The 12,603-nt window shown below is 55.4% G+C and carries 14 protein-coding genes; 13 read left to right on the forward strand and 1 reads right to left on the reverse strand.

Annotation, left to right across the window (positions count from 1 at the left end; translation table 11 throughout):
- The first annotated feature begins 132 nt into the window (after positions 1-132).
- On the forward strand, positions 133-924 hold the full coding sequence (locus L0664_RS01245; protein ID WP_235223807.1) for a DUF2927 domain-containing protein: 792 nt from the start codon (positions 133-135) through the stop codon (positions 922-924).
- A gap of 42 nt (positions 925-966) precedes the next feature.
- Here L0664_RS01245 and L0664_RS01250 read toward each other — a convergent pair whose 3' ends face one another.
- Positions 967-1,341: a hypothetical protein gene (locus L0664_RS01250; protein WP_235223808.1), complete on the reverse strand. Its 375-nt coding sequence runs from the start codon at positions 1,339-1,341 to the stop codon at positions 967-969.
- 335 nt (positions 1,342-1,676) lie between these two features.
- Between L0664_RS01250 and L0664_RS01255 the strand changes: the two genes are divergently transcribed.
- From L0664_RS01255 to L0664_RS01310, 12 genes are all read left to right on the forward strand, one after another.
- Complete coding sequence (locus L0664_RS01255; RefSeq protein ID WP_235223809.1) at positions 1,677-3,899, forward strand: YjbH domain-containing protein; 2,223 nt, start codon at positions 1,677-1,679, stop codon at positions 3,897-3,899.
- The gene (locus L0664_RS01260; RefSeq protein ID WP_235223810.1) at positions 3,896-4,534 is read left to right on the forward strand and encodes a YjbF family lipoprotein; all 639 of its coding nucleotides are present in this window, start codon (positions 3,896-3,898) and stop codon (positions 4,532-4,534) included. The genes L0664_RS01255 and L0664_RS01260 overlap by 4 nt, the downstream gene beginning before the upstream one ends.
- A 90-nt stretch (positions 4,535-4,624) precedes the next feature.
- On the forward strand, positions 4,625-4,846 hold the full coding sequence (locus L0664_RS01265) for a hypothetical protein (protein ID WP_235223811.1): 222 nt from the start codon (positions 4,625-4,627) through the stop codon (positions 4,844-4,846).
- Between the two features lie 445 nt (positions 4,847-5,291).
- Positions 5,292-5,621, forward strand: coding sequence for a PepSY domain-containing protein (locus L0664_RS01270; protein ID WP_235223812.1), 330 nt, complete (start codon positions 5,292-5,294; stop codon positions 5,619-5,621).
- Positions 5,622-5,711: 90 nt separating this feature from the next.
- Positions 5,712-6,395, forward strand: coding sequence for a winged helix-turn-helix domain-containing protein (locus tag L0664_RS01275; RefSeq protein WP_235223813.1), 684 nt, complete (start codon positions 5,712-5,714; stop codon positions 6,393-6,395).
- The gene (locus L0664_RS01280) at positions 6,379-7,662 is read left to right on the forward strand and encodes a sensor histidine kinase (RefSeq protein ID WP_235223814.1); all 1,284 of its coding nucleotides are present in this window, start codon (positions 6,379-6,381) and stop codon (positions 7,660-7,662) included. The genes L0664_RS01275 and L0664_RS01280 overlap by 17 nt, the downstream gene beginning before the upstream one ends.
- Before the next feature lie 76 nt (positions 7,663-7,738).
- Positions 7,739-7,942 carry a hypothetical protein gene (locus L0664_RS01285; RefSeq protein WP_235223815.1) on the forward strand — a complete coding sequence of 68 codons (204 nt, stop codon included), beginning with the start codon at positions 7,739-7,741 and terminating at the stop codon, positions 7,940-7,942.
- A gap of 346 nt (positions 7,943-8,288) precedes the next feature.
- Complete coding sequence (locus L0664_RS01290; protein WP_235223816.1) at positions 8,289-9,200, forward strand: lipid A-modifier LpxR family protein; 912 nt, start codon at positions 8,289-8,291, stop codon at positions 9,198-9,200.
- Positions 9,201-9,314: 114 nt separating this feature from the next.
- Positions 9,315-10,379 (forward strand): Hint domain-containing protein, encoded by a 1,065-nt coding sequence (locus L0664_RS01295; protein WP_235223817.1) that lies wholly within the window; start codon positions 9,315-9,317, stop codon positions 10,377-10,379.
- A 3-nt stretch (positions 10,380-10,382) separates the two neighbouring features.
- A complete protein-coding gene (locus tag L0664_RS01300; RefSeq protein WP_235223818.1) occupies positions 10,383-11,096 on the forward strand; it encodes a M50 family metallopeptidase in 714 nt (237 codons plus the stop codon).
- 133 nt (positions 11,097-11,229) lie between these two features.
- The gene (rpsD, locus tag L0664_RS01305; protein WP_235223819.1) at positions 11,230-11,850 is read left to right on the forward strand and encodes a 30S ribosomal protein S4; all 621 of its coding nucleotides are present in this window, start codon (positions 11,230-11,232) and stop codon (positions 11,848-11,850) included.
- A 166-nt stretch (positions 11,851-12,016) separates the two neighbouring features.
- A complete protein-coding gene (locus L0664_RS01310) occupies positions 12,017-12,592 on the forward strand; it encodes a TIGR00645 family protein (RefSeq protein WP_235223820.1) in 576 nt (191 codons plus the stop codon).
- Positions 12,593-12,603: the final 11 nt, after the last annotated feature.

The raw sequence follows: 12,603 nt of genomic DNA on the forward strand, positions 1-12,603 counted from the left end.
CTCTATCAGATTGCGAACAAGCTAAGATCAACACGACCCACCCCAAACGCTCATGGCAAGATCAAGGCCATTGACCACGCACTTCACAGCGAGAATGAGCAGACCGCCAAGATGGAAAGGTCCGAGTAAGTCATGAAGACGGATGCTTTTCGAACATCTAGGCATTGGGGCGCTGTGTGTCTTTTTGTTGCGCTCCTCGGGGCTTGCGATCCGGCAGACACTGGCCAGTCTTCCGCCGACGTACTGGTACGCAATTTTAGCGAGATTGCATTGTCCAATGAATACGATGACGGGTTCTCGGGGCGGGGTGGGGTCAGCCCTTTGCGACGCTGGGAAGATCCTGTGCGTTTTCAGATTGTTTTTGGCGCCGGTGTCTTGCCTGCACAGCGTGCAAAGGATGCTCTTAGCGTTTCACAATACGCGGATCGCCTTCGCCAAGTAACAGGGCATCCTGTGTCTACCAGCGGATCCCCAAATTTCATCGTCGTCATCGCAAGCGAGGGTGATCGCGCTGCAGCCCTTCAAGAAGCCGCATTGCGAGTGCCAAGCATTGCAGGGCCGCCTTTGGCCATTCTAAACGGTTTGGACCGCGATACTTTTTGTGCCGTTGCTGCCTATGCTACGGAGAATGGTGGCACTCGTTACACAGCGGCGGTGGCTGTGATCCGCGCCGAACATGACGATCTGCGACGTCTGTCCTGCATCCACGAAGAACTGGCCCAAGGTTTAGGCCTGCCCAACGACAGCCGCAGGACCCGCCCGTCAATTTTCAATGATGATGACGAGTTTTCATTCCTGACAGATCATGACGAACTGCTTTTGCGAATATTGTATGACCCACGTTTAAGCGCCGGCATGACATCAGACACCGCGCTACCCATTGCACGTGTCATCGCACAGGAGTTGATCGGCGAGGTGCCGTAAGGCCAGTGTGGGGCAGCGGGTTCAGATTTGAAGCCCGCCCGACTAGTTAATTCGACGCGTCGTGACGCCCGCAATCGCGCCGAACTGCTCAGACACCTTGAGCGGAAACCACGTTTGCTGAATGTTCTCAAAGCCGGGTAAACTTGCGATCAGGCTGGAGGTGCTGCGCGCACATAATCCGCCGGGCACTTCGCCATGGGCCTTTGCCGCACGGAGCAAAGCATTGGCCATTTCTGCCGAAATATCAATGGATTGCACCAGCAGGTGCGAGTCAAAATCCGCGCGCGTGTGATAGGCGGTGTACTGAGCGGCCACCTGCGGTGTTATGCCGAAAAGAACATCATGCTGTTCTGGCGCAAGGTCGCTGCTGAATGTGCCGGCAGGGTCAAAAATGACCCGTTCTTCACCGTTGATCATCAGCGCGCTGTGTGACCCATATCCGGTCTGATTGCTGACCATTGTGAATAGGGTCAGGCGGTTTGGGCCGTCGTACCTAAAAGACGCGCTTGCAACAGCGTCGCCCGGTGCAAAGACCGAAGGTGGGCTACAGGCGCTAAATGCCAAAAACGCACAGGCCGCTAAAATCCAGCTTCGCATATAAAAACCTCCTGGTCGCTATTCTTGCTCGAAATGTCTTAAGTACCCTCAAGCAACAGTCAGACAGACAAAGCATTGATCGAGGTAAGTTTTTTCACGTGGCGCACGAGAACGTGCCAGACAGTCAAGTGATACAGAACAGGTAAAGAATCAACATGGCAACGGACTTCGACCAATCGGGCCACGATGTGGGCTTTGAGAATGAAAGCTGCGGTGTTGAATACAATGCGGCGGACCGCACGGTTGTAGGCGGACCCACCAGCAAATGGTTGGCGCAAATACTGTCCGTTGTCAGCGTGTTAACTGCGACGGCCGCGCCGCTTTATGCAGAGCAAAGCTATACCTATTCGCTAAACGGCGCCCCAGGGTTGATCGACATGCCGACCGCCCAAAGCGCAGTAGATGCCGAATTGGCAGCAACAGTTTCATATTTTGCCGGATCGACGCGCAACACGCTGAGTTTTCAAGTGAACCCGCGCCTGTCGGGAAGTCTACGCTATTCGCGGATCGCCAATTTCAACAGCATGGGCGGCGACACCTATGATCGCTCATTCGATCTGCGTTACCGTTTCCTGGACGAAGGGACATATCTTCCATCGGTTGCCGTTGGGCTTAGTGATGTGCTGGGAACTGGGTTTTATGCGTCTGAATACCTTGTGGCGACGAAAAATGTTACGCCGCGGCTGGCCTTTACAGCGGGTCTCGGCTGGGGGCGATTGGGGTCTTACAATGGAATTGAAAACCCTTTGGGGGCGATTGACGACGGGTTCTTAACACGTCCCAGATCAGGGGCGGTCAATGGTGGGCAGCTTGAGTTTGGCCGATGGTTTCGCGGCGACATGGCCGCTTTTGGTGGTGTTGAGTGGCAAGCGACTGATCAACTGACACTGAAAGCAGAATATTCGTCGGACGCATATACGGTTGAGACCGACGCGATCCGAAACTTGTTTGAACGTAACACGCCTCTCAATTTCGGATTAACCTATAGGTTTGACAACGGGGTTTTGGCGCAAGCCCAGATCCTGCATGGCTCAGAGATCGGGGTGGGGCTGACGTATACGTTTAACCCCCGCACTGCTGCGATCAATGGATCAGGTGGCAGTGCCCCGACCCCTGTTGTTGTCCGCGCGCCGGGGGCAGCGGCCGATCTGGGTTGGACAACTCAGCCAGCAGGGCCTGCGATTTTGCGCGATAATGTTCAGACATTGCTTGCCGCAGAAGGCATGTCCGTTGAGGCGTTTGAATTACAGCCACGCGAAGTCATCCTGTATGTGCGCAACAATCGCTATATTGCGCGCGCCGAAGCAATCGGGCGCGCTGCGCGTATCCTAAGCGCCACGATGCCTGCATCCGTTGAGACCTTTCGCATCGTGCCGATGGTTGGCGGCCTCGCGACGTCACAAGTCACGTTGCAGCGCAGTGACCTCGAAGCGCTTGAATATCATCCCGACAATGTCGAACTCAGCTATGCTTTGGCGGATATCAGCGACGCCACCCCGCCGGGCGCATCAGCGTTATATCCTGACGGGCTTTATCCCGATTTCAGCTGGGACTTTGGCCCCCATCTCGGTGCCGGTTTCTTTGATCCTGATAGCCCGCTTCGGGCGGATCTGAGCGCGGAACTCAATTTTTCCTACGATATCGCGCCAGGGCTTCATCTGGATGGAACGGTCCGTCAAAAATTGATCGGAAATATCGGTGGAAACGACCAACAAAGACCAACGACGCTGCCACGGGTGCGATCAGATGGCCCGGCATACGCAAGCACAGGTGGCCCGAGCATCAACGTACTGACCCTTACCTATCGCGACAGGATTGGAGAGAACCTTTATGGTCGTGTGACGGCTGGATACCTCGAAGACATGTACGGCGGTGTTTCGGCTGAGATTTTATGGAAGCCGGTCGCCAGCCCGTTTGCAGTTGGAATAGAGGCAAATATCGTCCAACAGCGCGATTTTGATCAATTGTTCGGCTTTCGCGACTATGACGTCGCGACCGGGCATATTTCGGGCTATTGGAATATGGGCAACGGGTTTCACAGCCAGTTGGACGTCGGGCGGTATCTGGCCGGGGATTGGGGTGCGACAGTGTCTGTCGACCGCATATTTGCCAATGGCTGGCGCGTTGGGGCCTATGCCACAAAAACAAACATCTCCGTTGAGGAATTTGGCGAAGGGGCGTTCGACAAGGGCCTGCGATTAACAATTCCGCTGGAAAGCATTCTGGGCACGCCGAGCACGGCCACCAATTCGATTGTTTTGCAATCATTGGCGCAAGATGGCGGGGCGCGGGTCAATGTCAGCAATCGGCTTTATGAAACCATACGCAGCTATCATGATCCCGAATTGCAAGAGACATGGGGAAGGTTCTGGCGATGAAATATAACGCAATGACAGTGGGTCTGACTGCTCTGCTGGTGCTTGGTGGTTGTGGCCAAACGGAAGACACGGTTTCCGGCATCGCGCTTAGCCGACTTCAGGCCATCGGGAAACCCGCCCCTGTCCGACTAAGTTATGAAGCCACCCGTGCGCAGGTCACGCCCGAGTTGCTCGAACAAATTGGCATTCCTGTGATCATCGCACATCTCGAAAGCCTCGGTGGTACTACACTGATGGCCGAACGCGCCCGCAATGGCGCGGTTACGACTTTCATGTCGGATCAACGGATCAGCATCAGCTTCAACCAAGGTGTCATTGTGGCCACCCGTGGTCTGGGCAATGACCTGATGAGCGCGAATGTAACGGAGGTCGTCGCGTCACTAGACGATGCGCGATCAGGCACCGCCGCGACCCGCATTCATACCTATCTGGACGGCGAAAACCAGACACAGACCCGCCAATTTAATTGCAGCTACAACCCTGATCCTGAAGGGAAAATCATCGAAGCCTGTCGCGACGGCGATGTGACCTTTGAAAACCAATACTGGCGCGATCAGGCCGGTGTTCCGGTGGCGTCACGTCAATGGATCGGGCCACAGCTTGGATATCTGATTGTCGAACATTTGCAGAACTAAGGCACGGAATAGACCGTTAAGTTTTTAATCATGACATACTGATTTTTTTCGTATACGGTCGATTAATTGAAAATTTTGGGGAACCCTCACATGAAGCGCATTACAACTTTGATTATTGCCGCCACACTGGCAACAGCGACAAGCGTATCGGCACAAAACGCCGGAACATCCAACGAAATCACACCGATCGAAGAGCCAGTTGTTGTGTTCTCTTCTGCTGGTCCAGCACTTGGTCTGACACCGGGCCTCATCGCTGCGGGCATCGCGATTACGGTCATTGGCATCGCTGCATCTTCAAGCAACGGCACCTAAGCATACAGTCTTAGCATCGCGTTGATGTTGAGGCATGAATTGAGAAAGGCGGGCTTTAACAGTCCGCCTTTTTTTGTGGGCTGAACCTGTGCGCATTTCCAGTACGTGCGGCCTTAAGACAGGGGCTCTCTATTGCGATCGTTTTGTTCACAGTTGCTCGACATGTCCCGATCCGTGCTTGGATTGAAAACCAGATGCGCCCGAAGTGGCCTTGCGGCGGGCGGTTTCGGGCATCTGGTTTCGAAAAGTTTTCTGAAATTTGCACCGGACATTCGTTGCGAAAGTCATGGGCGTCTGCCCTCGGCTGGTGACGTCCCGCCAAATCCGAATTTGCCAAGCTTACGGGATTGTAAGGTTGGCGATCATCGCTCGTAAGGTTGGGGCCCTATTTCTGTTTTATCGGATGGCGCAATGGCACTCCCTAACATGAAAACGGAGAAACGACATGAACACGAAACTGATTGCAGGCGGCACTTTGACAGGTCTGGTTTTGGCAGGTGGATTTGCCGGGTTGGTCTCGGCTCAGTCGGTGGCGAACGCGACCGGTCTGACTGAAGAACAGGTGATCGAGATTGCCCTGATGGAAGTGCCGGGCGAGGTGACTGAGGTTGAGCTGGAGCGTCGCCGGGGCGAGCAGGTGTATGAAGTCGAGCTCCTCAGCCAGGACGGCGTTGAAATGGAGGTTAGGATTGCCGCTGAGACGGGCGAAATCCTGAAAGTCCAAGCTGAAGGCGAAGATTGCGACAGTGACCACGACGACGACGACGAAGCATAACTGAAAACAATTTTCGTCGATCACCAAAGCGCGATAGGCTGCCAGAAACGGCGGCCTGTCGCAATTTCACTTTCGCCCCCAAGGACCACAATGCGTATTTTGCTTTTAGAAGACGACAAACAGCTCGCACCTTGGATCGCGGGTGGTTTGCGCGAAGAAGGCCATGTCGTTGATCATTTTGACGACGGTAAAGATGCGTTGATCGCGGCGATGGGGCAGGATTTTGATCTATTGATCCTTGATCGTATGGTGCCGGGGCTTGATGGCTTGGCCGTTCTTAAATCCTTGCGTGCCTCAAGAAACAACACCCCTGCCTTGTTTCTGACCGCCCTTGGGGAGGTCGACGCCCGCGTCGAGGGGTTTGAGGCAGGGGGCGATGATTATCTGACCAAACCCTTTGCCTTCGCCGAATTATCCGCCCGTGTGGGTGCCTTGGGCCGAAGACGTGAGGGGGGTGATACCTCGGAGGCGACCCAGACGACGTTGCGCTATGCTGACCTGACGCTGGACCTGCTGTCGCGTCGTTGCGAACGCCAAGGCCAGTCGATCGATCTGATGGCGAAAGAGATAAAGCTGCTGGAATATTTGATGCGCCGGCCCGGTCGTTTGGTGACCCGCACGATGTTGTTGGAACAGGTGTGGGACATGAGTTTTGATCCGACGACCAGTGTTGTCGAAACCCACATCAGTCGTCTGCGGGCCAAGATCGACAAACCGTTCGAAGACCCCCTTTTGCGGACGCGGCGGGGAGAAGGTTATGTCTTTGGTGCGTGAGTGGCTTGTGCGGTTTAGGTGGCTTCAACGATCTTCGACATTGCGTTTGGCGGCACTGTTGTCGGGCATATTTGCGATTGGTTTTGTCGTCGCAATTTTCGTTGCATTGACCCTTGGGCAGCGGGCAAACGAGCGGCGGTTGGATGCAACGCTAGAAATACTCGCTCAGGGGAATTCAGCCGCAGAAATAGACAGGGGCACGGCCGCGTTGATCCTGCGCCCGTTGGATGATTTATCCGGTCTTCCCGATCCGTTTCGCCGTGCCGCTTTGCGCGGCGGTGGGACGGTTTTCTTGCGCGATGATTTGATGCGTTCTGACGTGTGGCGTGTCTTGGTGGCGCAAGACAATACGGGCCTGCCGATTATGGTGGGCATCCCGATCGACGACAGTGAAGACGCGCAGGAACTTCTGGCGCAAATTTTGTGGACGACGGCTGCGATTGTAATTGCGCTGACCCTTGCGATTGGGGTCTGGGCGGGACTGCTGGCGCAGCGACGTTTGGCGCAAATCAACACCACCTTGGATCGCCTCGCGTCAGGGGATTTGTCAGCGCGGAGCGGACATTCGAAGTCAAAAGACGATCTTGATGACATGTCCCAAAACCTTGACCAAACCGCGGCAGAGCTTGAACGCCTTGTCAGCCAAACCCGTCACCTTAGCGCCAGCATTGCCCATGATTTGCGCACGCCTTTGGCAAGGTTGCGCGCGCAGTTGGAAATGTTGCCTGCCAGTGACGGACGTGGGGCCGCGTTAGAGGAGGCGAGCCATCTATCCGACGTGTTTGACACCATCATGCGTGTTGCCCGGATCGAGGCCGGTCAAGGTCGTGATGGGTTTGAACCATTGGTCATGGACGACTTCGTACGCGAGATGGCCGAAATTTATGGCCCTGTGGTCGAGGATGAGGGCAAGATACTGGCGGTCGATGTTGTGTCACCCGCAACGGTGCAGGCAGATCGTGGCATGTTGGTTCAGGCCATGGCCAATCTGATCCAAAACGCGCTGGTCCATGGTGGCGACCGGATCATTCTGTTCGTTGATGGTCCCAAAATGGGCGTGGCTGACAACGGTGCAGGTGTCGATCCCGCCCAGTTTGCGGAAATTATCAAACCCATGGTGCGTCTTGATGCGGCCCGCAGCACCCAAGGATCAGGCCTTGGTCTGGCATTGGTGCGCGCAGTTGCAGATCGACACGGCGCGCGGCTTGATCTGGCGGAAAATACGCCGCAGGGGCTTCGCATCGCGATCAACTTTACAGAATTGTAAGGTGTTCGTCAGGCGGACGTATATCCGCCGCCCTATCTCAGGATCATCAAAACAATTGATGAAACCGGAGAGCCAAATGACCAACCTGATTATCAAACTGAAATCCGCCGTATCCAATGCAGTTCTGTTCGCGTCCGCCACTTTCATGGTCGGGCTGGGCTTTGCCTTCGTTGGCACGATTGCGCTGTTTGGCCTTGTTGCTGTGGGCGTGGCAATGATTGCCGCGTTATTTGTTACACCGCCAGTGCAGGCGCCGAACGATGCTGAAATCGCCACCTGATTGACGCCGTCTGAAAGGTTGCCCCGGTGACAAACCCTCCAAATCCCTAGGGCGACTACAAAGGCCATGATACTGGTTCATGTTGCGGGGATTTTTGGCACAAAGTCATGCGCCGCGATGGTGTTCTGGAAAGTATGACAGGCCATCTGCCGATGTGGCTGAATTTGACAGATGGCGTTCAACGCATGACGGGAAAAACCCGCTTGATCTGTGAATATCGCGGTTGCGCATGCGTTTCCCTTATCTGGCCGTTGCCTAAAATCTGGCGCATTTGCATGAGATACGGGTCGCCAACAGGCGGCCCGTTGTCATATAGAGGCCCAAAAGTAGATTATTGGGGTGAACGATGCGACTGATTGCGATGATATGTGCGGGTCTGATGATGGCCTCCCCGAGCGCGGCGCAAGAGCGTGAGACGTTGGGTTACGGACGTATTTTCACCAATGATTTCTTTGGCGATAACGAGGATCGCTGGCGGTCGGGGTCTTACGCCTATTCGATCGTGCGTGGCCCTGAATGGGACGGTGTGCGTCCCTCGACGCCCGGTGCAATCATTGAATACCGTCTGCGTTCCGAGATTATTGCGCCGTCTACGGTGAATGGCCCCGGGTCAAGCGACCGTGCCTATGTTGGTGCTGTGTCGGCGGGTGTGCACACACATTTCGCACGCGGCGCTGCAAACATTTCTGCCGGTGTTGATCTGGTCGCGACCGGTCCGCAGACCGGTATTCTTGATATGCAAGACTGGTTTCACGATATCATCAGCGCACCCAACCCATCCGCGTTTGTCGAAGACAATCAGGTTGAAAATGCAGTCCATCCGACCGTTCTGACTGAGCTGTCTTACCGTTTGCCGATCGGCACCGCGACCACGCTGCGCCCCTTCGTTGAGGCCCAGTACGGTGTGGAAGATTTCGTGCGTGTCGGTGCGGATGTCTTGATTGGGGAAACTCTTCAGAACGATATGTGGCTGCGCGACAGCGCGTCCGGACAACTTTATTCAGGCATCGAAAGCGGGCGCCCGGGCACCGGATTTGTTCTGGGCGCGGATTATGCGTCGGTCGGTGACAGCGCCTATTTCCCCGCCAGCTTTGGCACTGTGGCACAAGAGGAACGGTTTCGCGCACGCGCCGGAGTGCACTGGCGGTTCGGCGACGGGATCTCATATTTCTATGGTTTGACGTATCTTAGCGAAGAATACGTAGGTCAGGATGGTGGCCAAATCGTCGGGTCACTGAAGCTGAATTTCAACTTCTAAATAAATAGTTAACGACTGACGTTAAAGTAACTTGATCGGTCCGATTCACCTCTGTTAACCTCTATCACAGGACCCCGCGCCAAATGACGGGGCCAGACAGAGGCAGAAACGGGCATGAAAACGGGCTTTAAGGGCACGTTCGTCATTTCCTGGTCACAGACGGAACTCGATGGGTTCTGGTCGGCACCGCTTGAAAACTTGCGGGTCGGCACGGCATGGTCATGGACGGGCGAAGCGGTACGGGTGGACGGACCCGCAGAAATTTTACCACTGGGCGACGCGGCCGGAGAGGCCGACATCCGCGAGCGGGCAGCCATGTCTGTGCGCCGGTTGTTGCGCGCTGTCGAAGTGAACACATCACGTCTTGATCTGGTGGAGGTCGAACCCGTTCCGTTCGAGCAATCCTTCACGGTGACCGACGGGCGCGACACATGGACCGTGACCCTGATCGAAGGCGCGACGCCGTCGGCCAGGTTGTGCATGTTTGTTGGCGAAATTCCCCCGCGCACCGCTGATTTGTGGATTGTGAATCACACTGTTGAATTGAAATCCAGAGACCAGAACGATGATCCAGCAGGTGGCGTGATTTGTTTCACCCCGGGCACGATGATCCGCACCGAAGGTGGGCTCATGCGGGTTGAGGACATCGGTGAGGGCACGCGCGTACAGACCAAAGACAACGGCTGCCAAGAAGTCCTGTGGACGGGTGCGCGCCGTGTGACGGGGGCCCGCCTTTATGCGATGCCGCATCTTTGCCCGGTCAGGCTGCGTGCCGGATCGCTTGACAATGATGTGCCGGATGCCGGCCTTTTGGTCAGCCCCGATCACCGTGTGATGGTGAAGGGTGCGCGGGCACGGGCGCTGTTCAACACCGACGAAGTGTTGGTGACGGCGCGTGATCTTGTGAATGATGGTTCAATCTATGTTGACCGTTCCATGCGCGAAGTGCGCTATATCCACATGCTCCTGCCGAGCCATGAGGTCGTGTTCGCCAATGGCGTAGAAAGCGAAAGCTTCCATCCTGCCAGTGCGGGTCTTGAGAACCTTGGTGACGATGATCGCGCCCGACTGTTTGCGCAGGTGCCTGATATTGCGGAAGATGCCAATGCCTACGGGGCCTATGCACGCCGTGTTGTGTCTGCATCAGAAGCCGCGATTTTGCGCCACGACGCCGCCTGATCCGTGACGAAAGTCGCGCAGTTTCTGTCCGGCCATTGGCAATTGATCGTGCTCACGGCGATGATTTACGCGCTGTGGGGGACGGATGTGATATGGCCGTTGCGGGTTCTTGTGGTCGTCTTTCATGAAATATCCCACGCGGCTGCCGCCCTTTTGACGGGCGGTTCGGTCGAAAGTATTTCGTTTTCCCGCAACGAAGGCGGCGTGGCCTGGACACGCGGCGGCAACGGCTTTGTGATTTCGACGGCGGGATACCTTGGGTCTTTGTTGATCGGGGCGGGGTTGTTTCTGGCCGCGGTCAACACGCGGGCGGATCGCGGTGTGGCCGCGGGCGTCGGCGCGTTGCTGATCGCGGTTAGTGTGATCTACATCCGCGATCTGTTCCCGTTTGTTTTTGCGGCCCTTCTGGGCGGGGCAATTATCGGGATGGCATGGAAACTGCCCGCGCAACTGAGTGATCTTAGTCTGCGGGTCATCGGCTTTGTCAGTATGCTTTACGTACCGTGGGACATCATCACCGACACGATTTTCCCCAGCCCATACCGTGGCCCCAACATGAGCGATGCGGAACGCATTGCCACCCAAACGGGCCTGACCGAAGGGATCGTGGGAATCTTGTGGTTGATCATCGCTTTGGCGGTGATATTTGCCACGCTTCGCATCGCGCTGCGTCACCCCAGCAATATCGTTTTGCGCGCCCGTCCAGATAGCCGTTGACTCGCGTCTGGGTCAGTCGTAATGCAGCGTTTCAATTGGTGTTGGTGGGCCCCGCAAGGGGATTCCTGTCAGGGGTTCGCCCCAAAGGACAACGCCCTTCACGCCCGATAGGGCCCCAAGAAGGAGATCAGCCGTGACCAAACGCACGTCTGCCAAGTACAAAATTGACCGCCGGATGGGTGAAAACATCTGGGGTCGTCCGAAATCCCCCGTCAACCGTCGTGAATACGGACCCGGCCAGCACGGCCAGCGTCGTAAGGGCAAATTGTCCGACTTCGGTATGCAGCTGCGCGCTAAGCAAAAGCTGAAGGGTTACTACGGCGACCTGACTGAAAAGCAATTCCGCCGCATCTTTGGTGAGGCCGAGCGTGTTAAAGGCGACACCGGTGAAAACCTGATTGGTTTGCTCGAGCGTCGCTTGGACGCTGTTGTTTACCGTGCCAAGTTCGTGGCGACTGTGTTTGCTGCGCGCCAGTTCGTAAACCACGGCCACGTCACTGTGAACGGCAAGAAGGTGAACATCCCGTCTTACCGCGTCAAAGAAGGCGATGTCGTCGAAGTCCGTACAAAGTCCAAGCAGAACGTCGCCGTTCTGGACGCTGTTGCACTGGCCGAGCGTGACGTTCCTGACTACGTCGAAGCGGATCACTCCAAGATGACAGCGACGTTCATCCGCACACCTGGTCTGGGCGACGTTCCATACCCGGTTATGATGGAACCGAACCTCGTGATCGAATACTACGCTCAGAACTAAGCCTTCTGAGACAAGATTTAAGAAAGCCGCGCCCCATCGGGTGCGGCTTTTTTGATTCAGGTGGGCGGAAAATCTATTTGAACCACGCGTGCAAGGGCTTGGCGGTTGCCCGATCGGTTTTGGCAGGGCTATCCAGAAAGAAAACAACTTATTGGGGCGCACGTGTATGTCAGACGAAAATCAAAAACCTGAATCCTATTCCATGGAAGAAACGTTCGAACGCGGGCTGTTCGCATCCCGTTGGCTGATGGCGCCGATGTATCTGGGCCTCGTGTTCGCGCTTGCGATGTTGACGTTCATCTTTTGCCGCGAGTTGATTTATTACATGCCGCAGGTGGTGACGATGTCCTCGGACAAGTCCATTCTGGTCGTTTTGACACTGATCGACCTTACGCTCGCCGCGAACCTTTTGCTGATCGTGCTGTTTTCGGGCTACGAAAATTTCGTGTCGAAAATGGATATCAGCGATGAAGATGACAAACCCGATTGGATGGGCACTGTCGACTTTTCCGGCCTGAAAATGAAACTGATCGCATCGATTGTCGCGATTTCCGCCATTCACCTGCTGAAACGGTTCATGGAAATCGGCGTACCTGAAGCTGATGAAATTTATGGCAACAACGAATTGATGTGGTTCGTGATTATCCACATGAGCTTCGTATTTTCCGGCATTATCCTTGCCGGCATGGACTGGATTTCTGCGAACGCTAAAATTCGTATGAAAGAAGCAATGAAAAAGTAACGCATCTGGTC

The organism is Octadecabacter dasysiphoniae, assembly GCF_021532615.1.
Taxonomy (GTDB): Bacteria; Pseudomonadota; Alphaproteobacteria; order Rhodobacterales; family Rhodobacteraceae; genus Octadecabacter; species Octadecabacter dasysiphoniae.